This is a genomic window from Streptomyces coerulescens, assembly GCF_042657965.1.
In the GTDB taxonomy this organism is placed as follows: domain Bacteria; phylum Actinomycetota; class Actinomycetes; order Streptomycetales; family Streptomycetaceae; genus Streptomyces; species Streptomyces coerulescens.
This window is the reverse complement of sequence record NZ_JBHSKM010000025.1, coordinates 56,672-80,297: the sequence shown is the minus strand read 5'-3', so window position 1 is coordinate 80,297 and position 23,626 is coordinate 56,672. Positions and strand designations below refer to the sequence as shown.

Annotated in this window: 24 protein-coding genes; 13 read left to right on the top strand and 11 right to left on the bottom strand. The window is 71.4% G+C overall.

Features of this window, described 5'->3' with window-relative positions; genetic code table 11:
• Positions 1-22: 22 nt before the first annotated feature.
• The 3 genes from ACFPQ9_RS32425 to ACFPQ9_RS32415 are packed head-to-tail and all read left to right on the top strand — an operon-like array spanning position 23 to position 4,050.
• Positions 23-2,371, top strand: a complete 2,349-nt coding sequence (locus ACFPQ9_RS32425; RefSeq protein ID WP_380861476.1) for an FHA domain-containing protein — start codon at positions 23-25, stop codon at positions 2,369-2,371.
• Between the two features lie 10 nt (positions 2,372-2,381).
• On the top strand, positions 2,382-2,927 hold the full coding sequence (locus tag ACFPQ9_RS32420; protein ID WP_380861931.1) for an SH3 domain-containing protein: 546 nt from the start codon (positions 2,382-2,384) through the stop codon (positions 2,925-2,927).
• Positions 2,917-4,050 (top strand): serine/threonine-protein kinase, encoded by a 1,134-nt coding sequence (locus tag ACFPQ9_RS32415; protein ID WP_380861474.1) that lies wholly within the window; start codon positions 2,917-2,919, stop codon positions 4,048-4,050. Before ACFPQ9_RS32420 ends, ACFPQ9_RS32415 begins: the two co-directional genes overlap by 11 nt.
• A gap of 11 nt (positions 4,051-4,061) precedes the next feature.
• Here ACFPQ9_RS32415 and ACFPQ9_RS32410 read toward each other — a convergent pair whose 3' ends face one another.
• Entirely contained in the window at positions 4,062-5,261 is a 1,200-nt protein-coding gene (locus ACFPQ9_RS32410) for a streptophobe family protein (protein ID WP_380861929.1), read from the bottom strand.
• 313 nt (positions 5,262-5,574) lie between these two features.
• Between ACFPQ9_RS32410 and ACFPQ9_RS32405 the strand changes: the two genes are divergently transcribed.
• From ACFPQ9_RS32405 to ACFPQ9_RS32390, 4 genes are all read left to right on the top strand, one after another.
• Complete coding sequence (locus ACFPQ9_RS32405; protein WP_380861472.1) at positions 5,575-6,717, top strand: DUF6777 domain-containing protein; 1,143 nt, start codon at positions 5,575-5,577, stop codon at positions 6,715-6,717.
• Positions 6,718-6,816: 99 nt separating this feature from the next.
• Positions 6,817-7,272, top strand: a complete 456-nt coding sequence (locus ACFPQ9_RS32400; RefSeq protein WP_380861470.1) for an ATP-binding protein — start codon at positions 6,817-6,819, stop codon at positions 7,270-7,272.
• Positions 7,273-7,328: 56 nt separating this feature from the next.
• Complete coding sequence (locus tag ACFPQ9_RS32395; protein WP_380861468.1) at positions 7,329-7,907, top strand: DinB family protein; 579 nt, start codon at positions 7,329-7,331, stop codon at positions 7,905-7,907.
• A gap of 67 nt (positions 7,908-7,974) precedes the next feature.
• Positions 7,975-8,457, top strand: coding sequence for a helix-turn-helix domain-containing protein (locus ACFPQ9_RS32390; RefSeq protein ID WP_380861466.1), 483 nt, complete (start codon positions 7,975-7,977; stop codon positions 8,455-8,457).
• Between the two features lie 16 nt (positions 8,458-8,473).
• Here ACFPQ9_RS32390 and ACFPQ9_RS32385 read toward each other — a convergent pair whose 3' ends face one another.
• The 3 genes from ACFPQ9_RS32385 to ACFPQ9_RS32375 all read right to left on the bottom strand — a co-directional run bounded on the left by ACFPQ9_RS32385 (position 8,474) and on the right by ACFPQ9_RS32375 (position 11,010).
• Positions 8,474-9,076: a ClpP family protease gene (locus ACFPQ9_RS32385; protein WP_380861464.1), complete on the bottom strand. Its 603-nt coding sequence runs from the start codon at positions 9,074-9,076 to the stop codon at positions 8,474-8,476.
• A 1-nt stretch (position 9,077) separates the two neighbouring features.
• A complete protein-coding gene (locus ACFPQ9_RS32380) occupies positions 9,078-9,716 on the bottom strand; it encodes an ATP-dependent Clp protease proteolytic subunit (RefSeq protein ID WP_380861462.1) in 639 nt (212 codons plus the stop codon).
• A gap of 85 nt (positions 9,717-9,801) precedes the next feature.
• Positions 9,802-11,010 carry an epoxide hydrolase family protein gene (locus ACFPQ9_RS32375; protein ID WP_380861460.1) on the bottom strand — a complete coding sequence of 403 codons (1,209 nt, stop codon included), beginning with the start codon at positions 11,008-11,010 and terminating at the stop codon, positions 9,802-9,804.
• A gap of 123 nt (positions 11,011-11,133) precedes the next feature.
• On the opposite strand from ACFPQ9_RS32375, the gene ACFPQ9_RS32370 reads away from it, so the two are divergent.
• Positions 11,134-11,616: a VOC family protein gene (locus ACFPQ9_RS32370; protein WP_380861458.1), complete on the top strand. Its 483-nt coding sequence runs from the start codon at positions 11,134-11,136 to the stop codon at positions 11,614-11,616.
• A 16-nt stretch (positions 11,617-11,632) separates the two neighbouring features.
• On the opposite strand, the gene ACFPQ9_RS32365 is transcribed toward ACFPQ9_RS32370, so the two are convergent.
• The 5 genes from ACFPQ9_RS32365 to ACFPQ9_RS32345 all read right to left on the bottom strand — a co-directional run bounded on the left by ACFPQ9_RS32365 (position 11,633) and on the right by ACFPQ9_RS32345 (position 17,436).
• On the bottom strand, positions 11,633-12,541 hold the full coding sequence (locus ACFPQ9_RS32365) for an SGNH/GDSL hydrolase family protein (RefSeq protein WP_380861456.1): 909 nt from the start codon (positions 12,539-12,541) through the stop codon (positions 11,633-11,635).
• A 118-nt stretch (positions 12,542-12,659) separates the two neighbouring features.
• Positions 12,660-13,538 (bottom strand): geranyl diphosphate 2-C-methyltransferase, encoded by an 879-nt coding sequence (locus ACFPQ9_RS32360; protein ID WP_380861454.1) that lies wholly within the window; start codon positions 13,536-13,538, stop codon positions 12,660-12,662.
• A gap of 50 nt (positions 13,539-13,588) precedes the next feature.
• The gene (locus ACFPQ9_RS32355; protein ID WP_380861452.1) at positions 13,589-14,638 is read right to left on the bottom strand and encodes a family 2 encapsulin nanocompartment cargo protein terpene cyclase; all 1,050 of its coding nucleotides are present in this window, start codon (positions 14,636-14,638) and stop codon (positions 13,589-13,591) included.
• Positions 14,639-14,654: 16 nt separating this feature from the next.
• A complete protein-coding gene (locus tag ACFPQ9_RS32350) occupies positions 14,655-16,091 on the bottom strand; it encodes a family 2B encapsulin nanocompartment shell protein (protein WP_380861450.1) in 1,437 nt (478 codons plus the stop codon).
• A gap of 337 nt (positions 16,092-16,428) precedes the next feature.
• Complete coding sequence (locus ACFPQ9_RS32345) at positions 16,429-17,436, bottom strand: zinc-binding alcohol dehydrogenase family protein (protein ID WP_380861927.1); 1,008 nt, start codon at positions 17,434-17,436, stop codon at positions 16,429-16,431.
• 150 nt (positions 17,437-17,586) lie between these two features.
• Between ACFPQ9_RS32345 and ACFPQ9_RS32340 the strand changes: the two genes are divergently transcribed.
• Both ACFPQ9_RS32340 and ACFPQ9_RS32335 read left to right on the top strand, forming a co-directional pair.
• On the top strand, positions 17,587-18,387 hold the full coding sequence (locus tag ACFPQ9_RS32340; protein WP_380861448.1) for a VOC family protein: 801 nt from the start codon (positions 17,587-17,589) through the stop codon (positions 18,385-18,387).
• Between the two features lie 42 nt (positions 18,388-18,429).
• Entirely contained in the window at positions 18,430-19,122 is a 693-nt protein-coding gene (locus ACFPQ9_RS32335) for a ribonuclease H family protein (protein ID WP_380861446.1), read from the top strand.
• A gap of 19 nt (positions 19,123-19,141) precedes the next feature.
• Here the strand turns inward: ACFPQ9_RS32335 and melC2 are convergent, their stop codons facing one another.
• Entirely contained in the window at positions 19,142-19,966 is an 825-nt protein-coding gene (melC2, locus tag ACFPQ9_RS32330; protein ID WP_380861444.1) for a tyrosinase MelC2, read from the bottom strand.
• A gap of 34 nt (positions 19,967-20,000) precedes the next feature.
• Positions 20,001-20,429, bottom strand: coding sequence for an apotyrosinase chaperone MelC1 (melC1, locus tag ACFPQ9_RS32325; RefSeq protein WP_380861442.1), 429 nt, complete (start codon positions 20,427-20,429; stop codon positions 20,001-20,003).
• Positions 20,430-20,790: 361 nt separating this feature from the next.
• On the opposite strand from melC1, the gene ACFPQ9_RS32320 reads away from it, so the two are divergent.
• The 3 genes from ACFPQ9_RS32320 (at position 20,791) to ACFPQ9_RS32310 (ending at position 23,603) form a co-directional block, all read left to right on the top strand.
• A complete protein-coding gene (locus ACFPQ9_RS32320) occupies positions 20,791-21,993 on the top strand; it encodes an FAD-dependent monooxygenase (protein ID WP_380861440.1) in 1,203 nt (400 codons plus the stop codon).
• 60 nt (positions 21,994-22,053) lie between these two features.
• Complete coding sequence (locus tag ACFPQ9_RS32315) at positions 22,054-23,037, top strand: aldo/keto reductase (protein ID WP_380861438.1); 984 nt, start codon at positions 22,054-22,056, stop codon at positions 23,035-23,037.
• An 83-nt stretch (positions 23,038-23,120) separates the two neighbouring features.
• Positions 23,121-23,603 (top strand): DUF6328 family protein, encoded by a 483-nt coding sequence (locus tag ACFPQ9_RS32310; protein WP_380861436.1) that lies wholly within the window; start codon positions 23,121-23,123, stop codon positions 23,601-23,603.
• The last annotated feature ends 23 nt before the right edge of the window (positions 23,604-23,626 follow it).

The following is a 23,626-nucleotide window of genomic DNA, read 5'->3' as shown; positions in this document are numbered from 1 at the left end:
GGCAGATCGATAGAATCCAGGCATGGCGGAGCGTTCGTTCGCACCGACTGCGCCCGTGCTCGTCCTGGAGACCGACTCGGGCTCGACTGTGATGACCCCGGGCCGCGACTACCACGTCGGACGCGACCCGCTGAGCGACGTCGTGATCGACGATGCCCGTGTCTCCTGGCACCACGCGGTGCTGCGGCCGGAGGCCGACCACTGGACCCTCGCCGACGAGAACAGCACCAACGGCACCTACACCGACGGCCACCGCGTGCAGGAGTGGGACGTGGGACCCGGCACCGTCATCCGCTTCGGCAACCCCGCCGACGGCCCCCGCGCGACCCTGCTGGACCGTCCCGCACCGACCCGTGAGCAGGGGCGCCCCTCGGCCGTCTCCCTGCCCGCCCGCACCAGCACCTTCCGGCAGCCCACCAACGTCCGCCCGCTGCCCACCCGCACCGTCCGCATCGGCCGCGCCGCCGACAACGACCTCGTCATCGACGACCTGGTCGTCTCCCGCCACCACGCCGAACTGCGCGCCCTGCCGGAGGGCGACTACGAGATCGCCGACCTGGGCAGCCACAACGGCACCTACCTCAACGGCGCCCCGGTCACCGGCACCGCCCCGATCGCCCCCGGCGACATCGTCGGCATCGGCCACTCCGCGTTCTGCCTGGTCGGGGACGAACTCCAGGAGTACGTCGACACCGGCGAGATCTCCCTGGAGGTGCAGGACCTCGCGGTCACCGTCGACCGGGGCGCCAAGACCCTGCTCGACCACGTCTCCTTTCCGGTGGGGGAGAAGTGCCTGCTCGCCGTCGTCGGGCCGAGCGGCGCCGGAAAGTCCACGCTCCTCAACGCCCTCACCGGACAGTGGCCCGCCGACCACGGCACCGTGCTCTACGACGGCCGCGACCTCTACCGCGACTACGCCGAGCTGCGCCAGCGCATCGGCCTGGTCCCGCAGGACGACATCCTGCACGCCCAGCTCACCGTCCGCAGCGCCCTGTCCTACGCCGCCGAGCTTCGCTTCCCCCAGGACACCGCCAAGGCCGAACGCCGGGCCCGGGTCGACGAGGTCATCCACGAGCTGGGCCTTCAGCAGCGCGCCCGGCAGCCCGTGCACAGCCTGTCCGGCGGGCAGCGCAAGCGCGTCAGCGTCGCCCTGGAACTGCTGACCAAGCCCTCGCTGCTGTTCCTCGACGAGCCGACCTCCGGGCTCGACCCCGGCATGGACCGCTCGGTGATGCACATGCTGCGCGGCCTGGCCGACGACGGCCGCACCGTCATCGTCGTCACCCACAGCGTGCTCAGCCTCGACGTCTGCGACCGGCTCCTCGTCCTCGCGCCCGGCGGGCGCATCGCCTACTACGGACCGCCCGAGGAGGCCCTGCCCTACTTCGGCTTCGAGCACTGGCCCGAGGCCTTCGAGGCCTTCGAGCACGACCAGGACCGGGACTGGGCCGGCGACTACCGGACCTCCCTGTTCCAGCAGCAGTACATCGCCGACGCCACCGCGCAGCCGCGCCGGCCCCGCACCGACCCGGTCGTCGTGGGCCGCCCGCCCCGGCCGCGCGGACGCGGGGCGCAGCTCGGCACGCTGATCCGCCGCTACGCCGCCGCGCTCGGTGCCGACCGCACCTTCCTCGTCATCATGATCGCCCTGCCCTTCGTGATGGGCGCGATGGCCCGTGCCCTGGCGGGCGGAAAGCTGACCCAGGAGACGGCGATGAACGCGCTGCTGATCCTGTGCGTCGGCGGCGTCCTGACGGGCGCGGCGAACGCGGTCCGCGAGCTGGTCAAGGAGCGTGTCATCTACCAGCGTGAGCGCGCGGTCGGCCTGTCCAGATCGGCGTATCTGATGTCCAAGGTGGTGGTCCTCGGCACGATCACCGTGCTCCAGGCCGTCGTGCTGACCCTGGTCGCCCTGCTCGGCGTCGATCTCAACGCCCCTCGCGGCGAGGGTGTGTTGATGCCGCCCCTCGTCGAGATCAGCGTCGCCGTGGCCCTGCTGGCCTTCACGGCGATGATGCTCGGCCTGGTCGTCTCCGCGCTGGTGCGCAAGGAGGAGGTGACGATGCCGCTGCTGGTGCTGCTCGCCATCGTCCAGGTCGTCTTCTGCGGCGCCCTGCTCAAGCTGCACGGCGTCCCCGGCCTGGAGCAGCTGTCCTGGCTGGTGCCCTCGCGATGGGCGCTCGGCGCGATGGCCGGCACCGTCGAACTGTCCCGGATCGTGCCCGGCGACCTGACGGGCGACCCGCTCTTCGAGCACTCGGCCGGCGTGTGGCTGTTCAACATCGCCATGCTTCTCGTGCTGTCCGTGGTCTTCGGGTTCCTCGTCTCCCGGCTGCTGCGCCGCCGCGAACCCGTCGTGATGCGGAAGTAGGCGTCCCGTGATGGCCACCCCCGGCTTCCGGCCCACCCACGTCGTCCCCGGCCGCGGCATGCCCGCCTGGGAGGCACCCGACCCCGCCCGGCCCACCGTGCCCCTCGACGCGTTCCTGCCGGTCCAGCTCGTGGAGCGGCGCGGCGACTGGGGGCACATCCTGTGCGCCAACGGCTGGTCGGCCTGGGTCGACGGCCGCTTCCTGGTCGCCGTACCGCAGGACCCGCCCACCGCCGACGACGGCCCACTCGCCCGCACCGCCGACCCGCGCCCGCTCCTCGCCCGGACCGAACGCGCGCTTTCCGGGTACCGGTCCGCGGTGGAGGACCTGGCGGCCGGCGGCCTCGACGGCGAGTCCTTCCACGGCCGCACGCGCGGGGTGCGCGTCGGGGTCGTCGTCGACGGGGAGTCGGTGTGGCTCTACGACTCCGAGCACGGGCGGTGGGTGTACGCGGACGGCACCCGGCTGAGCACCTACGCGACGGACGAGACACCCCGCGCCCAGGCGGAGCCCGGCCGCGCGCCGACCCAGGTCGTGACGCCCGATGGCCCGTGACGCGAGCCTGTTCTCCGGCCGCCCCTCCGAACTGATCGGCCGGCAGGTCGCCGGCTACCGCATCGAGCGCGAGATCGGCCGCGGCGGCATGGCGGTGGTCTACCGCGCGCGGGACCTGCGCCTGGAGCGCACCGTCGCCCTGAAGCTCCTCGCCCCCGAACTCGCCCGCAACGACACCTTCCGGCGCCGGTTCACCCATGAGTCCCGGGCCGCCGCCGCGATCGACCACCCGCACATCGTGCCCGTCTTCGAGGCGGGCGAGACCGACGGCGTCCTGTACATCGCCATGCGCTACGTCGCCGGCAGCGACCTGCGCCACCTCCTGGACCGCCAGGGTCCCTTGCCGTCCGGAACGGCGCTGCGCATCGCCGCCCAGGTCGCCTCCGCCCTCGACGCGGCGCACGAGCACGGGCTGGTCCACCGGGACGTCAAACCCGGCAACATCCTCGTCGCGCGCGGCACCGACAGCGACCACCCCGAGCACGTCTACCTCACCGACTTCGGCCTGACGAAGAAGTCGCTGTCCCTGACCGGCTTCACCACCGTCGGCCAGTTCGTCGGGACCCTCGACTACGTGGCCCCCGAGCAGATCTCCGGCAAGCCGGTCGACGCGCGCTGCGACGTCTACGGGTTCGCCTGTGTGGTCTACGAGTGTCTGGCCGGCCATCCGCCGTTCCGTCGCGACGACGACATGGCCCTGCTGTGGGCGCACCAGTACGACGAGCCGCCGCCTGTGACCGAGGCACGCCCGGACCTCGCCGCGCCGGTCGACGCCGTGTTCGCCGGCGCGCTGGCCAAGAGCCCCGACCAGCGGCAGGACTCCTGCCTCGCGTTCGTCGCCGAACTGCGGGACGCCGTGGCCGGTGGCACGGGCGCGGGACACGCGCCGACGGAGGTGGACCTGCGGGTCGCGGGAGTACGGGTGGAGCCCGCGGAGGCCGGGCATTCCGAGGGACGCGGAGTCACCGGACCGGCGAAGGAGCCCGTGGAGTCGGGGCCGTCGGACAGCCGCGAGGGCGCGGCATCCTCGCAGGAGCCCGCCGCCCCAGCGCCGCCGCGGGATTCCGCCCGGTCCGAGCCGAAACCGCCGCCCCGCTGGGCCGAGCCGGTCTTCCGGCGGTGAACGGCCCCCGCTCAGCCCTCGGCCCGCGCCGGGACCTCGCCCCGGTGGCGCAGCGGTCGCGCCAGCAGCCCGCCCAGGAACCCGGTGACCAGCCCCCACAGCAGCGCCAGCCCGAAGGCACCCCAGGTCTCGGGTCGCAGGAACAGCTCGCCGGCCAGATCACCGCCGAGGTCGCCGATGCCCAGCACCGACAGGCCGTAGTGCGCGGAGATCCGGCCGACGAGACAGATCATCAGCACCGTCAGCGCCAGCGCGACCGCCATGTGCACCGCGTGCTGCCAGGCACGGATCCGGGCCGGCGAACGCCGCGCCATCACGAACGCGGCGGCCAGCAACAGCACCGCGTCGACCACGACCAGCCACCACACCCGCCCGTCCTGCTCGGCGAGTGTGCCGAGGTTGACCTCGGCCACCTCCTTGCCGCGCAGCACCTCGTCCAGCACATGCGGCATGGGCAGCCCGAAGGGCCCGTCCACCCGTCCGTTCCAGGTCGCGCCGAGCCCGATGGTGAGGGCGAACCACACCAGGTTCGGCATCCCGAGCAGGATCACCGCGAACGTCTCGGCCGCGTGCCCGCGCGTCGCCGCGACGACCAGCCCGATGACCACGCCAAGGCCGACGTACACCAGCAACAGCACCACCATGGCGTACGCGGCCGGCCGCACCGACTCCTGGAAGCGCAGCAGCCGCCCCGGCAGCGGCGCCCCGCGCGAGACCAGCAGGGCCAGCACCAGCACGCCCGCCAGCCACAGCAGTCCGAAGAACACACTCGCCACGACGTCGGTGGTGAAGCCGATCTCGGGTGAGATGCCGAGCAGGTCCCCGAGGTCGCCGAGCACGTCCTGCCCGAGGTCGCGCAGCGACAGGGAGAAGGTCTGACGTGCGGTGAAGGACAACGCCAGCAGGGCGACCAGCCACAGCACGGCGATCCGGCCGGCCCACCCCGCCAGCTCCCGGGCACCGGCGACCGCCCGGTGCCGGAGCGGCCACAGGAAACCGGCGGCCAGCACGAGTGCGCCGGTGAGCGTGACGGACAGCGGGATCACGGTCAGCCCGGCATCGGACTCGGCGAGCCCTCCGGCGCTCCCCGAGAGCTCGACCGTGCCGCCGACCGCCGTGACCACGGTCGCCGCGACGACCCGGGGGAACGCGCCGTCGGGAAGGTCCGCCGCCCCTGCCGCCCACAGTCCCAGCGCCGCGACCACCCCCATCGCGACCACCCCGGCCAGCACCACGGCGAGGGCCTGCACCCAGCCATGGGCGGCCACGGCCGGACGGGGGGAGGTCGCGCGACTCACCCTGCCCACGCTAAGCAGCGCCTGTGCGGTGCGCCCGCCGGGAGGTCCGTATGCGTCGGCTTGCGGGCGGCGCGGGGTCGGAACACAGAATGGGAGCGTTGCGAAAATGCCGTAGAGGGTGGCAAGCGCGACGAAACGGATCAGGCGTCGCGGGAGCCTCGCACAGCTGGAAGAGGTTCCCGCAGCAGGGGACCCGCACGAGGTCCCCCGTCGGGAAGAAGGCTTCGTGAGCGTCGAACCTCCGTCCTCCGACCGGCCCACCGGACCGCCCTCGGGCCCCCTGTCGGGCCCTTCCCAGCCGCCGTCCGGCCCGCCCTCGCAGCCCCCGTCCGGCGCGGGCCCGCCGGAGCCCGGCGGCTCCGGACCCCACCGCCCCTGGTGGCGGTCCGTGCCCCGCATCGCGGCGCTCACCGCCGTGGTCGTGGCCGCCGTGGTGGTCGCCGTCGTCCTCTCCCGCGGCGACGGCAACGGCGGCGGCACCGGACAGAGCGGCGAAGTCTTCCTCCAGGCGGCGGACAAGTCGGGCCCCGACCCGTTCACCGAGTCCACAGCGAACGACAGCTCCGCCCCGCCCGCCACCCCGTCCCCGCCCACCGAGTCGACGCCGTCCAACCAGCTGCGGGGCGTCGACGGCGGCGCGCCTGGCCTCTACGGCGGCACCCGCAACGTCGCCGGCTGCGACGTGGAGAAGCAGATCGGCTATCTGCGGGCGGCCCCGGACAAGAACGAGGCCTTCGCGTCGGTCGCCCGCGTCGACGCCGGCGACGTCCCCGCCTACCTGCGCTCGCTGACCCCCGTCCAGCTCCGCCTCGACACCCGCGTCACCAACCACGGCTACGTCGACGGAGCCGCCACCAGCTACCAGGCCGTCCTCCAAGCCGGCACGGCCGTCCTGGTCGACGACCGCGGAGAGCCCCGCGTGCGCTGCGCCTGCGGCAACCCGCTGACCCAGCCCGTCGCCCAGCAGGGCACGCTCGAGCGGACCGGCGACTCCTGGCCGTCGTACCGCTCCTCGAACGTCGTGGTCGTCACCCCCTCGCAGACGATCATCAATGTGTTCGTCATCTACGACGCCGCCGACAACGAGTGGATCGCCCGCCCCCGCGGCGACGACGGCGACAAGGACCGCAAGACCGACCGCCCGGCGAAGCCCACCCCGTCGGTGAGCGCCACGACGCCGACCTCACCGACCACTCCGGAGACCTCCGCACCGGAGACCGGGACGAGTGAGCCGACCACGAGCGAACCCCCGACGACCGAGCCCGAAACGCCCGACACCTCCACCCCGCCGCCGCCCCCGGACGAGGACACGAACACCACCTCGCAGTCGGCGCCCTCCCAGGACGCGCCGCAGTCACCGGCGCTGTGACGTACGGCGCCACCTGCACGGTGACTGCGCCGCCGCGCGCTGGGTAACAGGACTGGTGCAGCAGCATCCGGCCAGTGCCGGCTTCCGAGAGAGAAACGCATGATCGAGCACGCGGACGGGGCAGTGATTCCTACTGGTTTCGACGTGCCCGTGGAACCACTGAGGCGGGCAGCGCACTACAGCGGTGAACCGGGTTGCATCGCCGAGGCGCGGTCCTTCGCCGCGCTCTTCCTCGGCCGGCTCAGGACCGAGTGGTGCGCCGTCATCGGCGCGCCCGCCGAGGACAAGGTGCTCCTGGTGGTCAGCGAGCTGGTCACCAACGCCGACCGGCACAGCAACGGCCCGTACATCCTGGACCTGGAGGGCACGGACGACGCGGTGTCGGTCTGCGTGTACGACAGCAGCTCCGCCCTGCCCCGCCGTTACCCCAAGGATCCCGAGCGGGTCGGCCGGCACGGTCTGGAGATAGTGCACGCGCTCGCGGCCGAGGTCGCCGTCGAGCGCGTGCCGGTCGGCAAGCGGGTGCGGGCCGTGCTCCGGCTGACCGACGAGTGAGGGGGCGGCCGGAAATCCGGTGGCGGTCCGGATGCCGACCGCCCATGCTCGCCCGTATGACCGATGTCACGGAGCCGGAAGGGACGCTGCCCCGACGCCGTTTCGGGTGGTGGGACATGTGGGTCGCCCCGGACGACGATCCCCGCGGTGACGGCGGCTACGTCGGCGAACTCGCGACCCTCGTCGGATACCTCGGCGACCAGCGGCTGACGTTCGAGATGAAGTGCGCCGACCTGGACGCCGAGGACATGGCCCGCCGGTCGGTCCCGCCGTCCGACCTCTCCCTGCTGGGCCTGCTGCGTCATCTCGCCGGCGTCGAACAGGCCTGGTTCCGCCGTGTCATGGCCGGTCAGGACATTCCCCGGCACTACCGCACCGAGGACGACCCGGGCGGCGAGTTCACCGGTGCCGTTCCCGACCCGGAGGTCGTCGCCGAGGCCTGGGCGACCTGGCGCTCGGAAGTCGCCTTCGCGGAGCGCTTCGTGGCCGAGGCGCCGAACCTCGACATCATCGGCAACGGCGACGAGCCGATCGCCCTGCGCGAACTGCTGGTCCACATGATCGAGGAGTACGCCCGGCACAACGGCCACGCCGACTTCCTGCGGGAGCGGATCGACGGGCGCGTCGGGCAGTAGCCGCGATTTCCCCCAGGGCGGAACGCCGATCCCTTCCCCTGGCGCCCGGCGTTCCTAGGCTGGGAAGGTGAGCGAACAAGTGCCGAACGAAGCCCGCGTCATTCCCCTGCGCCCGCCGGCCGCCCGCCCCGTGGCCCGGCCCTCGGTCACGCGCCCCGGAATGCCCCGCCCCTCGTCCGAACGCCCTGCCACCGCCCCGGCGGCCGCGCCGCCGACCGTCCCGCCCCGGGCACCCGCCGCCAAGGAACCCCTCTGGCGCGACCTCGTCGGCGACGTCCTGCGCCGTGAGCGCCTCGCACAGGAGCGGACGCTGAAGGACGTCGCCGACGCCGCACGGATCTCCATGCCGTATCTCTCGGAGGTGGAGCGCGGCCGCAAGGAGGCATCCTCGGAGGTCCTCGCGGCCGCGGCCCACGCCCTCGGACTCGGCCTCGGCGACCTGCTCTCACTGGCGCAGGGCGAGCTCGTCCGGGTCACGAGTCGCCGGGTGCCGGGCGGCGCCCGCGGCAGGGCGGGTTCGTCGTACGACGGACTGTGCCTGGCGGCGTGAGGGACCTGCCGCCGCCTCAGACCCGCACGAGGCGCCGGCTCACCACCTCGTCGGCCAGGCCGTACGCCACGGCCTCGGGCGCGGTGAACACCTTGTCGCGGTCCATGTCCGCGCGCAGCGTGGCGATGTCGTGATCGGTGTGCCGGGCCAGCACCTCCTCGACCTGCGAGCGGATCCGGACCATCTCCTTGGCCTGCAGGGCGAGGTCGGACACCATGCCCCGGCTGCCCCCGGTGGCGGGCTGGCCCAGCAGCACGCGCGCGTGCTCCAGCACGAACCGCCGCCCCGGGTCCCCGCCGGCCAGCAGCACGGCGGCCGTGGACGCGGCCTGCCCCACACAGAACGTGGAGATCGGCGCCTGCACGTACGTCATCGTGTCGTAGATCGCCATGAGCGAAGTGAACGAGCCGCCGGGGGAGTTGATGTAGATCGCGATCTCGTTCTCCGGCGCCGAGGACTCCAGATGGAGGAGCTGCGCGATGACGACGTTGGCCACGCCGTCGTCGATCTCGGTGCCTAGGAAGATGATCCGCTCCGACAGCAGCCGGCTGAACACATCCGAGGAGCGCTCGCCGTGCGCGGTCCGCTCGATCACATACGGAATCGTGTAGTTCCCCATGTCACAGCCCCATCCGTCGCTTGGAGGAAGCCGGGCGGACGTCCGCGAGGGACTCCACGACCCGGTCCACCAAGCCGTACTCGGTCGCCTCCTCGGCCGTGAACCAGCGGTCGCGGTCCCCGTCCCGGGAGATGGTCTCCGGCGTCTGGCCGGTGTGCTCGGCGGTGATCCGCTCGATGGTCCGCTTGGTGAACTCCAGGTTCTCCGCCTGGATCTCGATGTCCGACGTCGTGCCGCCGATCCCGGCGGACGGCTGGTGCATCATGATCCGCGCGTTCGGCAGCGTGAACCGCTTGCCGGCGGTGCCGACGCTGAGCAGGAACTGGCCCATGCTGGCCGCGAATCCCATGGCCAGCGTCGCCACGTCGTTCGGGATCAGCCGCATGGTGTCGTAGATGGCGAGCCCCGCGTGCACCGACCCGCCCGGGCTGTTGATGTACAGGCTGATGTCGGTGCGCGGGTCCTCCGCCGACAGCAGGAGCAGCTGGGCGCAGATCCGGTTCGCGGACGCCTCGGTGACCTCGGTGCCGAGCAACACGATGCGCTGGCCGAGCAGTTGTGCGGCGAGATGGTCGTCGAACCGCGTCGGCGGGGCCTCGCCCTCCTCGGCACGGGGCGCGAGCGTCGAGAGTGGAGTCATCGGGTCTCCTCGTGGTGATGGATGCCGGTGACTCCACTGTTGACCTCGTACGACGCCGACGGCGGATTTCTCTGCCCTCGGCAGATCAGCTGACGGCAGAGCCCTCCCGCAGCTGCCGGAAGAACGCCCGCACGTCGTCCACCAGCAGATCGGGCTCCTCCATCGCCGCGAAGTGCCCGCCCCGGTCGAACTCGGTCCAGCGCACCAGGTTCTCGGTGCGTTCCGCTTTGGGCCGGAGCGGCAGCTGCGGTTCGGCGGGGAAGAGGGCGAGCGCGGTCGGCGCGGAGGACGGCTCGGAGGGCTTCGCGACCCGGTCCCGGGCATGGGCACGCTCGTAGTAGATGCGGGCGGACGAACCGGCGGTCCCGGTCAGCCAGTACAGCATCACGTTGGTGAGCATCCGGTCCCGGTCGACGGCCTCCTCCGGCAGCTCCTCGGAATCCGTCCACTCCCTGAACTTCTCGACGATCCAGGCGAGTTGACCCACCGGTGAGTCGGTGAGCCCGTACGCCAGCGTCTGCGGCCGGGTGGCCTGCTGGTGGTAGTAGCCGATCCCGTCGCGTGACCACGCCGCCCACCGCCGCCACGAGGTGAGCGCTCGTTCCCGCTCCTCCGGGCTCAGCGCGTCGAGCTGCTCCGCCGTCGGCTCGGTGGCCGCCTGCGCGCCCGGCAGCAGATTGAGATGTACGCCGATGACGTGCTCGGGGTGTGCCCGGCCCAGCTCACGGGAGATGGCCGCGCCCCAGTCGCCGCCCTGTGCGCCGAACCGTTCGTAGCCGAGCCGGCGCATCAGCTCGGCCCACGCGTCGGCGACCCGGCCCGCCTCCCAGCCCGGCTCCGTCGTCGGCCCGGACAGCCCGAACCCCGGAATGCCCGGCACCACCACATGGAAGGCGTCCGCCGGATCGCCCCCGTGCGCGGCCGGGTCGGCGAGCGGGCCCACCACGTCGAGGAACTCCACGATCGACCCGGGCCAGCCGTGCGTGATGATCAGCGGCGTGGCGTCCGGCTCGGGCGAGCGGACATGCGCGAAGTGCACGTTCGCCCCGTCGATCGTGGTCGTGAACTGCGGCCACTCGTTCAGCCGCGCCTCGGCCGCACGCCAGTCGTAGACGTTCCGCCAGTGCCGTACGAGATCGCGCAGATAGTCCGTCGGCACGCCGTACGCCCACCCCGAACCGGGGATCTCGTCTGGCCAGCGGGTGCGGTCGAGCCGGTCGTGGAGATCGTCGAGGTCGCTCTGCGGGATGTCGAGGCGGAAGGGCCGGACGCTTTCCATGGGCGATGACGTCATGCCCGGATGCTAGTTCGTGTGGGTGTATCGGCCACCTGGATTTGGCGACGGCCCGAGCGATGAGTTTCGCGGCGTGGTCCGGTCGACACACATGACAGCGGATCCACGCTCCAGGAGGTACTCATGGCAACCGACGGTTTCACCACGTGTCTCTGGTTCGACGGCCAGGCCGAGGAGGCCGCCCACTTCTACGTCTCGGTCTTCAAGAACTCCAGCGTCGGCAAGGTCGCGCGCTACCCCGAGGGCGCGATGCAGCCCGCCGGAAGCGTGATGACCGTCGAGTTCACGGCCAACGGCCACAAGTTCCTCGGCCTGAACGGCGGCCCCCAGTTCAAGTTCACCGAGGCGACCTCCTTCATGCTCTTCTGCGAGAACCAGGAGGAGATCGACTACTACTGGGCCAAGCTCACCGAGAACGGCGGCGAGCCCGGCCCCTGCGGCTGGCTCAAGGACCGCTTCGGGGTGTCCTGGCAGGTCGTGCCGGACCGGCTGGACGCGATGGTCACCGACCCGGACCCGGAGAAGGCGGCCCGGGTGACCAAGGCGTTCATGGCGATGCACAAGTTCGACATCGCCGCCCTGGAGAAGGCCTACGCCGGGGAGTGAGCCCCGCACCGTCCTCCTACGGGTGCTCGCGGATCACCCGGGTGATCTCCTGGGCGATCCGCAGGATCCCGGGCGAGCGGACGGGGCACGGCTTCGGCGTCGAGGTCGTGGGCGCCAGACAGAAGTGCAGATAGTCGTCGTCGCGGTGCAGGGCCGTCCGGTCACGGCCCGGCTGGGTGCAGTACCCGCCGTGCGCGCGCTCGTACGCCGTGCACGGCAGGTACTGGACCCAGGAGTAGCGGGCCCCGGCCGCACTCACCGCCCGGCCCGCGTCGGCGACCAGCTCGCCGGAGGCCGCGGCACGCTCCGCGTACAGGGCGTTGACGCGCCGGACCCGGTCGGGAGTGATCGGGTCCGGGCCCTGGAGCACCCAGACGATCCGCGCCTCCCCGGCGCCGGCGATCTGGTCCGCGAGCCGCTTCATGTCGGCCGCGTACCGCTCGAAGTACCGCTGCGGGGCGGCGTCATGGGTGATGCCGTCCATGCATGGCGTGTAGCCCCAGGCGTTGCCCCAGAACTGCAGCACCACGAAGTCCGGCCGCAGCCGCCGCACCAGGGCGGCCGCCTTGTCCGCGTCCGGCACGAGAGAGCGCTCGCCCGTGCCCTCCAGGTAGTCGCACAGGGTGGTGCCCGAGTACGGCGCGCTCGTGTACGTCGCCCGCAGCCCCCTGCGCAACTCCGCTCCGAGCACCTGCTGCGCCTCCATCGCGAGCGAGTCGCCGAGGTACAGCACGGTCGGCGCCTCGGCCTTCACCGGAGCAGCACTCGGTGACGCCGAGGCCGGGGCCCGCTGCTGTGTGGTGACCGACGCCCGCGGCACCTTCGCGGGCGGCGCGGCCTGCGGTCCGGGCCCGGACGCCGGATCCCCGCACGCGCCGAGCAGCACGGCAGCCAGCAGCACTCCCACGATCCACGGCTTGCGCATACGGCGACTCCCGCCCCGGACACCGAAAACGGCTCCCCAGGCAAGCACGGCCGGGCCCAAGGGGGAAGACACGCGTCGGCCACGGAACGCCCATGGCCGACGCGCGCCGGATCGTCGGTCAGACGCGGTCCGCCGCGATCATCAGGTACTGGAAGCTGCCGTTGCGGTACGCGTCGATGAACGTGTCCTCGATCCCGGTCACCAGGTGGTCGGCCTCGCGCCGCAACTCCCAGTAGGGGATGGCCGCCTCCGTCAGGTCCTCCACATGGACCGGGACGAGACGGTTGCGGGCCATCGCGCGGAAGTACGCCGAGCGCGGATGGATGTCGCAGATGTAGTGGGCGTTGATGAGGGACACCTCGCGCGAGGCCTGCCCGTAGGTGTCGTTGTAGCAGCCCGTGATCACCACGTAGCGGCCGCCTCGGCGCAGCAGCCGGGCGTGCTCGGCGAACAGCAGGTCGAGCTCGACGTACATGGTGGACTCGTTGTTCCAGGACGCCGCGTACGCCCCGGACTCCAGCCCCGTGTCCAGCATGTTGCGGTGGTGGTAGCGCACCCGGTCGTCGACGCCCCGCTTGCGGGCCTGCGCGTTCGCGAACTCGGCCTGCTTCTCGGAGATGGTGACCCCGTCGGCGTGGCAGCCGTAGCGCAGATTGGCCACGACACTGCCGCCGCCGCGCCCGCAGCCGGCGTCGAAGACCCGGTCGGCGGGGGACAGGGGGCCGAGGTGCCCGGCGAGCAGCTCGGCCTGGGCGTGCTCCAGCCGGTGCAGTTCGGCGGTGACGCGCTCACGGCGCAGTTCGGGATCGGGTTCGTCGAGCACGGATCGGTCGGCGTTCCCGATGCCGTAGTGGTGGTGGTAGAGGTCGTCGAGCTTTCCGAGTTCGAGGTTGACCGGGTTCTCCTCGGCGTTCCAGTAGTCCGCGACGCGGTTCTGGTACGTGGACTGAGTCGGCACCGACTTTGCCTGGGCGTCCGCTTCGGGGGCGATGGTCAACGGTGACTCCTTGTGCTGGTGCTTGTGACGTTCTGTCATCAGGTCGCGCTTTACCAGTAGTTGGGCAGGTGGTAGCGGTGCGTGTTGGTGGCGTGCCACTCGTGGTTCCCGGCCACCCAGTCGTCCAGGCCCCGGGCGTAGCGCTCGACGAGCGGCGAGGTGGCGGCGAGCAGAGCCGACTCCTCCTCGAACGCCGCCATGATCTGGTTGTGGATCTCGACCGCCTTCAGATAGGCGGCCTTGAGGCCGCAGCGCTCGTTGGCTGCGACGACCTGCGGCAGGTTCAGATGGGTGGGGTCGCCGGCCAGTTCCTTGGTGAAGGAGTACAGGTCGTTGACGATCGTGGTGGCGTTGCAGGCGAGCGCGGTGATCCGCTGGATCTCGGGGCGGGCGTACAGCGCCTCCGGCAGTTCGTAGCCGTCGACGGCGTCGACGATCGACAGACAGGGCCGGAAGTTGTTGAACTGCCGCATCACCAGGTACTCCCACACATGGGGGACGTACCGCGTCTCGCTCCAGGCCGCCTCGGCGAGGTAGCCCATGTGCAGCCGGGCGAGGTCGTGCACGAGCCGGTCGGTCTGGCTCGGCGTCGCGACGGCCGCGTAGTCCTTCAGCGCCCAGTGGTAGGAGCGCAGTGGACCGTCCCCCTGCATGCCGTGCGCCCACTGCTCCTGGAACTCGGGCGTGGCGTGGAACGGATCCAGCGCCGCCTGGGCCATGATCAGCCGGCCGCCGAGCCCGCTGCGGGTCGCGCCCCTGCCCTCGTCCTCCTCGCAGTAGCAGCTGTCGACGATGTTCTCCGCCAGCAGCAGTTTCCCGGCCGCCGTCAGCCGGTCCAGGTCGGCGCCGGCCGGATGCTGGAGCACCACGGCCCGCCCGAACTGGAAGCCCGAGAAGTCCCCCGACCAGGCAGGCGGGAACAGGTCGAGACGGCGGGCCCACTCCTCCAGCCTGCGGTCGACCTCCGTGACCTTCTCCGGGTCGGCCGGGCCCACCTGCCGGTAGCGCAGCCCCGGGATCGCGCCGCCGCGCCGCGTCCGGAGACTGCGCGCGAGGTTCGGCGGCCCGGGCAGGGCCCATGTGGAGTCGGTCGTACTCATCGGGTGCTCCGCGGGTTCATTCAGGGGTCCGGCCGATCTGGGCGTTCTCGAGGATCCCGACCGCGTCGGGCACGAGGATCGCCATCGAGTAGTAGGCGGTGACGAGGTAGCGGATGATCGAGTTGGTGTCGATCCCCATGAACCGCACGTTCAGGCCCGGCTGGTACTCCTCCGGGATCCCGGTCTGGTACAGCCCGATGGCGCCCTGGTCGCCCTCGCCGGTGCGCAGCGCGATGATGCTGCTGGTGTGCTGCGGGCTGATCGGGATCTTGTTGCACGGGAAGATCGGCACACCGCGCCAGGCGGGGATCTCGTGCCCGTCGACGTTCGCCGTGCCGGGCACCAGACCGCGCCGGTTGCACTGCCGGAAGAAGGCCGCGATCGCCTTCGGATGGGCGATGAACAGCTTGGTCTTGCGGCGCATCGACAGCAGCTCGTCCATGTCGTCGGGCGTCGGGGGCCCCGTGAAGGTGCTGATCCGCTGCCCGTAGTCGGTGCTGTGCAGCAGCCCGAAGTCCCGGTTGTTGACCAGCTCCCACTCCTGGCGCTCGCGGATCTCCTCGATGGTGAGCCTCAGTTGCTGCTCGGTCTGGTCCATCGGGTTGTTGAACAGATCGGCGACCCTCGTGTGCACCCGCAGCACGGTCTGGGTGAGGGACAGCTCGTACTCGCGCGGGGCGAGGTCGTAGTCGACGTAGCCGCCGCCGATGGTCGGCTCGCCGACATGTCCGGCCTGCACCGGCACATCGGCCTCGCCCTTGCGGTTCATGGGCAGTCGCTGGCGCTCGGCATACGCCGAGAGATGCTCGGCGAGGGACGGCACCCGGTCGGTGAGCTCCTGGACCACGGTCCAGGGCAGCACCAACAGCACGCCCGCGGTCTCCGCCCGCACCGAACTCAGCCACAGCGGGTCCGGCTGCCCGATGGCCTCGTCGCCGATCTGGTCGCCGCCGGTGACGATGCCGACGATCTCCTCCTCTCCGTACTTGCCCTCGGTGAAGCGGGTGAAGCGGCCGTGCACGACGAGGTAGGCCTCCTGGACCGGCTGACCGGCCTCGACGAGCACCTGGCCGGCCCGGATCTCGCGCACCCGGAACCGGTTCGCGACCTCCTTGAGGACGTCCATGTCGGAGTAGCCCCGCAGGACGGGCAGTTCGGTGAGCGTCTGGGGGATGACCTTGATGTCGTCGGCGCCGTTCTGCTCGAACTGCACCCGGCCGCGGCCGACACGCAGTTGCAGACGCCGGTTGACCCGGTAGGTGCCGCCCTTGACGTCGACCCACGGCAGCATCTTCAGCAGCCATCGCGAGGAGATGGCCTGCATCTGGGGTTCGGACTTGGTGGTCGTGGCGAGCTGGCGCGCCGCCTGGGTGCTGAGACTGGTCAGTGGTCCGTCTGTGGTGGGGGCGGGGTCGTCGGCGGCGGGGCCGGCGGCGCTCTCGGATACGGACACGCGATCCCTCCCTGGAGGGTGGTCAGGAGTGAGCGAAGTGGTCGGTGACGACGGCAGTCTCTGGGCGCGAACACGGCGGCCTCGTGACACGGATGGGCCGTACGCGCCGCAGGGACAAGCCAAACAGCGGGGGCGGTTCGCCCGGTACGGCGTGAAGGGGGCGGTTTCGTACACCGGGGTGGTGTAAACCCTTTGTTGAAGCGGAGTGATCACGTCCGAGTGCTCCCACGCCGGAAGGAACGCGTCCCAAAGGGGCGCGGGGAACTGCGCGACCAGCCACAATGGCGCCGCAGACGACGAACCGCATACCCTCGCGCGCCCTGCGGAGCGTTGCGTCTCAGGACAGGTCGTTCACCAGCACGGCGGCCCCGTCGAACCGACCCGCCTTGAGATCGCGCAGCGCCTCGTCCGCCCGCGACAGCGGATACGCGTGCGTCGTGGCGTGCACGGAGTGCTCCGCGGCCAGGGCCAGGAACTCCCGGGCGTCCTCGCGTGTGTTGGAGGTGACGCTGCGGACCTGCTTCTCGTAGAAGAGCTCGCTCTCGTAGCGCAGCACCGGGATGTCGCTGAGGTGGATCCCGGCGATCGCCAGCGTCCCGCCCCGGTCGAGGGCCCGCAGCGCGACCGGGACCAGGTCGCCGGCGGGCGCGAACAGGATCGCGCTGTCCAGCGGTTCCGGCGGCATCGCGTACGCGTCCCCGGCCGAGGCGGCACCCAGATCGAGCGCCAGCCGGCGCGCGTCGGCTCCGCGCGTGAGGACGTGCACGGTGGCGCCCTCGGCAAGCGCCACCTGCGCGCACAGATGAGCGCTGCCCCCGAAGCCGTACAGTCCGAGCCGCCCGCCCGGCGGCAGCGCCGAGCGGCGCAGCGCCCGGTACCCGATGATCCCGGCGCACAGCAGCGGAGCGAGCGACCCGTCGTCCAGGGCGCCGGGCAGCCGGTGGGCGAACGCGGACGGTACGGTCGTGTACTCGGCGTATCCTCCGTCGGCGTCCCAGCCCGTGTACGAGGACGCCGGGCACAGGTTCTCCGACCCGCGCAGGCAGTAGCCGCACGTGCCGTCGGTCCGTCGCAGCCAGGCCACGCCGACCCGTTCCCCGGCGTCGAAGCCGCTCACCGCCGCGCCGAGGGCCGCGACCTCCCCGACGACCTCGTGCCCGGGCGTCACGCCGTTCCGGTGCACCGGCAGATCGCCCTCGGCGACATGCAGATCGGTGCGGCACACCCCGCACGCCCGCACCCGCACCAGCAGCTCGTCGTCCCCGGGCACCGGAACCGGCTTCTCCACCAGCCGCAGCGGCCCCGCCTCGACCGGGGCCGGCTCGCTCACCGACCACGCCCGCATCGTCGCGCCCGCCATACCGAGTCCCGTCCGTCGACCGGCCGCTCTCCCCTCCAGTCTGGAACGGAACCGGGCATTCGGCGCGCGGCCCGACGGCCCGGTGACTAGCGTAAGAATCCGGACAACTCACCGATCCGGGAGAGGGCCGCAGCCATGGCCGCGAAACGTGAAGGAACCCCCATCTGGGCCGACGCGATGTTCAGCGACATCGAGGGCGCCAAGAACTTCTACGGCGATGTCCTGGGCTGGACGTTCGGCGAGTCGTCGTCGGAGTTCGGCAACTACACCCAGGCCTATGCGAACGACAAGGCCGCCGCCGCGGTCGTCCCGCCCATGCCCGGCCAGGAGGGCCAGTCGCAGTGGTGCCTCTACTTCGCCACCTCCGACGTCGACGCCACCGCGGCCAGGATCCGTGAGAACGGCGGCGAGATCCTGATGGAGCCGATGGCGGTCGGCGAGTTCGGCAGCATGTGCCTGGCCCGCGAACCCAGCGGCGCCGTCTTCGGCCTGTGGCAGGCCGGCACCCACGAGGGCTTCGAGGCGCCGATGGACGAGCCAGGCGCGTACTGCTGGGGCGAGGTCTTCACCCGCGAGCCGGAGAAGCCGGACGCCTTCTTCCCCGCGGTCTTCGGCTACGGCGTGAAGCAGATGGAGGACGATGCGGTGAACTTCCGGCTCTACACCATGGGCGACGACATGGTCCTCGGCCGGATGCAGATGACGGAGGACTTCCCGTACGACCTGCCCCCGTGGATCAATCTCTACTTCGGCGTGGACAACTGCGACGACGCCGTGGCCCGGGCCACCAAGCAGGGCGGCATTCTGCGCTTCGGCCCGATGACCTCGCCGTTCGGCCGGTTCGCCGCGCTCACCGACCCGCAGGGCGCCAACTTCTCGGTGATCGACGTCACCACCACCGAGGGGGACATGCCCAAGATGACGGACGTGTCGTGAGCGGCGACTGATCCGCGGGAGGACCGCCCGCCGACCCATGGCATGATCGGGCACATGCGTGAACGTGTTGTGGCCGCGTGCGACGGGGCTTCCAAGGGAAACCCGGGGCCGGCGGGCTGGGCGTGGGTCGTCGCCGACGAGTCGGAGGCCCCGGCCCGCTGGGAGGCGGGGCCGCTCGGCAGGGCCACCAACAACGTGGCGGAACTGACCGCGCTGGAACGCCTTCTCACGGCGGTCGACCCCGGCGTACCGCTGGAGATCCGCATGGACTCGCAGTACGCCATGAAGGCCGTCACCACCTGGCTGCCCGGCTGGAAGCGCAACGGCTGGAAGACGGCCGCCGGCAAGCCCGTCGCCAACCAGGACCTGGTCGTACGCATCGACGAACTCCTCGACGGCCGTAAGGTCGAGTTCCGCTACGTCCCCGCCCACCAGGTCGACGGCGACCCGCTGAACGACTTCGCCGACCGCGCCGCCAGCCAGGCCGCCACCGTGCAGGAGTCCGCCGGCAGCGAGCTCGGCTCACCGGAGCCGCCGCCCTCCCCGGACACCCCGCAGTCCAAGGCCCCGCGCCGCAAGGCCGCCGCCGCCCGGAAGAACGGCAGCTCCTCGCGGACCATCAAGGCCAAGTTCCCCGGCCGCTGCCTGTGCGGTCGCGGCTACGCGGCGGGCGAGCAGATCGCCAAGAACGCCCAGGGCTGGGGCCACCCGGAGTGCCGTACCGCGGACGCCTGACCGGCCGGCCCGGCGGGGCTCAGGCCGCGTCGAAGGTGTAGTGCGCGGTGTGGTCCAGCAGATCGGCGGGGCGCACGTCGTTCCACGGCTTCATCGTGTCGTTCAGGTCGACCACGTTCGGCGTCCCGGCGGTCGGCACATAGCCGGAGCCGGGGTGGCGCCGCTGCCAGTCCGCCCACAGCTTGTCGATGTAGGCGTGGTGCAGCCAGAACACCGGGTCGTTGGGCGACGCGCCGGTGGCCATCTGTCCGCCGACCCACACATGCACCCGGTTGTGCAGATTGACGCCGCGCCAGCCTTCGAGATGGTTGCGGAAGCCGTCCGAGGCGCTGTTCCAGGGCGCCATGTCGTACGTCGGCATGGCGAGCACCGACTCCACCTCGGCGCGGGTCGGCAGATCGCGTACGGCCGTGCCGAGCGAGCGGCGCAGGAACGCACGGCCGTCCACGCGCACATTCACCGGCCAGTTGCCGGTCGACGCGGCGAACGGCCCGTCCATCACCTGTCCGTCGCGGCTGCGCCCGGTGCCGCCCAGGAAGTCGGGCGCCCACAGCGAGGAGCGTATCGAGCGGTCGGTGCTCCAGTCCCAGTAGGGCAGCGCGACCGAGGCGTCCACCTCCTGCAGCGCGCGCTCGAAGTCGAGCAGGAATCTGCGGTGCCAGGGCAGGAACGACGGTGAACGGTGGCCGGTGCGTTCGCCGTTGTCGGTGTCGCCGACGATGAAGGCGTTGTGCGTAGTGACGAAGGAGTCGTAGCGGCCGCTGCGCTTCAACTCCAGGAGGGCGGCGACGAATCGGCGCTTCTCGTCGGCGGACAGGGCGGCCTGGTTCTTGCGGACGGTCATGGTCGCGGGTGCTCCAAAGTGCGGTTACGGCAGGTCAGTTGGCGGGGAAGGGCAGGAGGGCCGCGCCCTGCAGTTCGTCCACGGCGGCGCGGGCGGCGGCCCGTGGGGTGGGCACCGGGTCGTAGTGGCTGACGATGCTGATCCAGCTGCCGTCGGCGTTGCGCATCACATGCAGCTCGACGTCGTCGACGAACACGGCGTAGCCGCCGCCGTGATGCTGGTGGGCGCCGCCGGAGGCCGGCCGGCCCTGTATCCGGCGGCCCTGGTAGACCTCGTCGAAGGGCGCGGGGGAGGGCCGGCCGTGGTCACTGTGGCCGGTGTGCTCCGGGTGCCCCGGCTGTCCTGTCCGTCCCGAGGCGGAGGCGGCGGGGGCATTGAGCGTCTGGACGAGGCCGCCGGCGCCGGCGGCGGTGGCGAGGGCGGCCGCGGCGGTCAGCGCGCGGCGACGGCTGAGTTCCGGCATGCGGATCTCCCGGGTGGGTTCGATGGTGCATTCGGGTGTTGACCCCGCATGCCTATCGGTCCCCGGGAGAGCGGGAGAAATCGGTCGCGAGCGCTTGGCTTCGATCCGGACAAGTGGTCACATGTCGTGCAAGCTTGAACGAAGATGATCTTGCCTCGAGCGACCTCGGCGCACACCCGGAATGGGTAATTCCTTCTTCCGGGGGTCGTGTTCCCGGTGGTCCTTCTCGGGCGGGTGCGGCGTCAGTGGTGTGTCCCGCCCGCCGAAACTGGCGCGATCCGGAACATCGCGGAAAGTCGCCCCGGTCCTGCTACTCTGCGGATCCGAAATGACCGTATTGGTAATATATCTAGGGGTATGTGTGAAGGTCGCCTGCGTCGGCGGCGGGCCCGCCGGTCTGTATCTCTCGATCCTGCTGAAGCTGCGGGACCCGTCCCATGACATCACCGTCCACGAACGCAACGCCGAGGGCACCACCTACGGCTGGGGCGTCACGTACTGGCGCGGCCTGCTCGAGCAACTGCGCGTCCACGACCCCGAGACGGCACGCGCCGTCGAGGCGAGCTCGGTCCGCTGGAACGCGGGCGTGGCGCACGTACGGGGCCTGACGACCCGTCGGCCCGGCGACCAGGGGCACGGCATCGGCCGCCACCGGATGCTGGAGATCCTCGCCGCACGCGCCCGCTCGCTGGGCGTACGCCTGGAGTTCGGAAGCACGATCACCCCGGACGACCTGCCCGCGGCCGACCTGGTCGTCGCGGGCGACGGTGTCCACAGCGCCCTGCGCACCCGCCACGCCGATCACTTCGGCACCCGGATCGACTCCGGCCGCAACCGCTACATCTGGCTCGGCACCAGCAAGAGCTTCGACGCCTTCACCTTCGCCTTCGTCGAGACCGACCACGGCTGGATCTGGTGCTACGGCTACGCCTTCGGCCCCGAGGCCGGCACCTGCGTCGTCGAGTGCGCCCCCGAGACCTGGACCGGCCTCGGCCTGGACCGTGCGACCGAGGCCGACGGACTGGCCCTGCTGGAGAAGCTCTTCGCCGGGATCCTCGACGGCCACCCCCTCATCGGCCGACCGTCCGCCGACGGCGGCACGCAGTGGCTGACCTTCCGTACCGTCACCAACCGCACCTGGCACCGCGGCAACGTCGTCCTGATCGGCGACGCGGCCCACACCACCCACTACTCCATCGGCGCCGGTACGACGCTCGCGCTGGAGGACGCCATCGCCCTGGCCGGCGCACTGCACGAGCGGCACGCCCTCCCGCAGGCGCTCGACCGTTACGAGCGGCAGCGCAAGGCGGACCTGCTGTCCCTCCAGAGCGCCGCTCGCCACAGCGCCCTGTGGTACGAGAACCTGCCCCGCTACATCGGCCTTCCCCCGCAGCAGATGTTCGCCCTGCTCGGCCAGCGTCACTCACCCCTGCTGCCCTACGTACCGCCCCAGCTGTACTACCGGCTCGACAGGGCGGCAGGGCAGCTGGAGGCGCTGCGCCGCCTCAAGCGCTGGCTCGGGCCGAAGGTCGCCCGGACCGTGCAGGGCAGGGCGAGCAGGTAGCCGCTTTTCCTCCGCGAGGCCACCCAACCCCGGACGGTCGGCGAATGACAGACTGACGCCATGGACGAGCGTGTAATCGGTAGGTCGGGTCAGCGGGCATCCGTGGTCGGACTCGGTACGTGGCAGCTGGGCGCCGACTGGGGCGACGTCGACGAGACGCAGGCCCTTGCGGTGCTGGAGGCCGCGGTCGAGTCGGGGGTGACCTTCTTCGACACGGCCGACGTGTACGGCGACGGGCGCAGCGAGCAGACCATCGCCGCCTTCCTGCGCGCCAGGCCCGAGCTGGACATCTTCGTGGCGACCAAGATGGGCCGCCGCCTCGACCAGATCCCCGAGAACTACGTCCTTGACAACTTCCGTGCCTGGAGCGACCGTTCGCGGCGCAACCTCGGCGTGGACCGGCTCGACCTGGTCCAGCTGCACTGCCCGCCGACCCCCGTCTACTCCACGGACGAGGTGTTCGACGCCCTGGACACCCTGGTCCAGGAGGACCGCATCGCCCACTACGGCGTCAGTGTGGAGACCTGCGCCGAGGCACTGACCGCCATCGCCCGGCCCGGTGTGGCCAGTGTGCAGATCATCCTCAACGCGTTCCGGATGAAGCCCCTGCTGGAGGTGCTGCCCGCCGCCCGGGAGGCGGGCGTCGGCATCATCGCCCGCGTCCCGCTGGCCTCCGGCCTGCTGTCCGGCAAGTACACCAAGGACACCGTCTTCCCAGCGAACGACCACCGCACGTACAACCGGCACGGCGAGTCCTTCGACCAGGGCGAGACCTTCTCCGGCGTCGACTACGACTCCGGGGTGGAGGCGGCCGTCGAGTTCGCCGAACTGGCCCCCGAGGGCTTCACCCCCGCCCAGCTGGCGCTGCGCTGGATCATCCAGCAGCCCGGCGTGACCACCGTCATCCCGGGCGCCCGCTCGCCCGAGCAGGCGCACGCCAACGCGGCCGCCGCCGCCCTGCCGGAGCTGTCCGCGGACACGCTGACCGCGATCCGGGACGTCTACGACCGACGGATCAAGGACCAGGTGGAAAACCGCTGGTAGACGCGTACCGCGCCGGGAGCGGTGGCTCCACCGCTCACGAACCCCGCCGTTTGAGTCCTACGCGGCGGGGTTACCTGTAGCGCATGGCCGAACAGGAAAGAAGGACGGGACGCGACGAGAGCGAGGATGAGCGCGCCGACCGCATGTGGGGCGAGCTCCTCCAAGAGGTCCGGGTGACCCAGATGGGCGTCCAGATCCTGTTCGGCTTCCTGCTCACCGTGGTCTTCACGAACAAGTACGCCACCCTCAACGACACCGACCAGGCCATCTACATCGCGACGGTGGTGCTCGGTGCCGCCGCCACGGGCGCGCTGATCGGCCCGGTCTCGCTGCACCGCCTGGTCTCCGGGCGGCGGATCAAGCCGCAGGCCGTGTCGTGGGCGTCGAAGATGACCTTCGTCGGACTGCTCCTGCTGCTCGGCACCATGGCAGGCTCGCTGCTGCTGATCCTGCGGGTCGCCACCCACGACGACTTCGTGCCGTGGCTGGTCGCGGGCGTCGTCGTCTGGTACCTGGTGTGCTGGTTCGTGCTGCCGCTGTGGGCGCGCCGCCGCGCCACGGAGTGAGCGGCGGCGGCCCGACCGGCTGA

Bases quoted from the DNA above. Each gene is read 5' to 3' on its own strand.
- ACFPQ9_RS32425 (WP_380861476.1), top strand. From the start codon at position 23: ATGGCGGAGCGTTCGTTCGCACCGACTGCGCCCGTGCTCGTCCTGGAG.
- ACFPQ9_RS32420 (WP_380861931.1), top strand. From the start codon at position 2,382: ATGGCCACCCCCGGCTTCCGGCCCACCCACGTCGTCCCCGGCCGCGGC.
- ACFPQ9_RS32415 (WP_380861474.1), top strand. From the start codon at position 2,917: ATGGCCCGTGACGCGAGCCTGTTCTCCGGCCGCCCCTCCGAACTGATC.
- ACFPQ9_RS32410 (WP_380861929.1), bottom strand. From the start codon at position 5,261: ATGGGGGTGGTCGCGGCGCTGGGACTGTGGGCGGCAGGGGCGGCGGAC.
- ACFPQ9_RS32400 (WP_380861470.1), top strand. From the start codon at position 6,817: ATGATCGAGCACGCGGACGGGGCAGTGATTCCTACTGGTTTCGACGTG.
- ACFPQ9_RS32395 (WP_380861468.1), top strand. From the start codon at position 7,329: ATGACCGATGTCACGGAGCCGGAAGGGACGCTGCCCCGACGCCGTTTC.
- ACFPQ9_RS32385 (WP_380861464.1), bottom strand. From the start codon at position 9,076: ATGGGGAACTACACGATTCCGTATGTGATCGAGCGGACCGCGCACGGC.
- ACFPQ9_RS32380 (WP_380861462.1), bottom strand. From the start codon at position 9,716: ATGACTCCACTCTCGACGCTCGCGCCCCGTGCCGAGGAGGGCGAGGCC.
- ACFPQ9_RS32375 (WP_380861460.1), bottom strand. From the start codon at position 11,010: ATGACGTCATCGCCCATGGAAAGCGTCCGGCCCTTCCGCCTCGACATC.
- ACFPQ9_RS32370 (WP_380861458.1), top strand. From the start codon at position 11,134: ATGGCAACCGACGGTTTCACCACGTGTCTCTGGTTCGACGGCCAGGCC.
- ACFPQ9_RS32365 (WP_380861456.1), bottom strand. From the start codon at position 12,541: ATGCGCAAGCCGTGGATCGTGGGAGTGCTGCTGGCTGCCGTGCTGCTC.
- ACFPQ9_RS32355 (WP_380861452.1), bottom strand. From the start codon at position 14,638: ATGAGTACGACCGACTCCACATGGGCCCTGCCCGGGCCGCCGAACCTC.
- ACFPQ9_RS32345 (WP_380861927.1), bottom strand. From the start codon at position 17,436: ATGCGGGCGTGGTCGGTGAGCGAGCCGGCCCCGGTCGAGGCGGGGCCG.
- ACFPQ9_RS32340 (WP_380861448.1), top strand. From the start codon at position 17,587: ATGGCCGCGAAACGTGAAGGAACCCCCATCTGGGCCGACGCGATGTTC.
- ACFPQ9_RS32335 (WP_380861446.1), top strand. From the start codon at position 18,430: ATGATCGGGCACATGCGTGAACGTGTTGTGGCCGCGTGCGACGGGGCT.
- melC2 (WP_380861444.1), bottom strand. From the start codon at position 19,966: ATGACCGTCCGCAAGAACCAGGCCGCCCTGTCCGCCGACGAGAAGCGC.
- melC1 (WP_380861442.1), bottom strand. From the start codon at position 20,429: ATGCCGGAACTCAGCCGTCGCCGCGCGCTGACCGCCGCGGCCGCCCTC.
- ACFPQ9_RS32315 (WP_380861438.1), top strand. From the start codon at position 22,054: ATGGACGAGCGTGTAATCGGTAGGTCGGGTCAGCGGGCATCCGTGGTC.
- ACFPQ9_RS32310 (WP_380861436.1), top strand. From the start codon at position 23,121: ATGGCCGAACAGGAAAGAAGGACGGGACGCGACGAGAGCGAGGATGAG.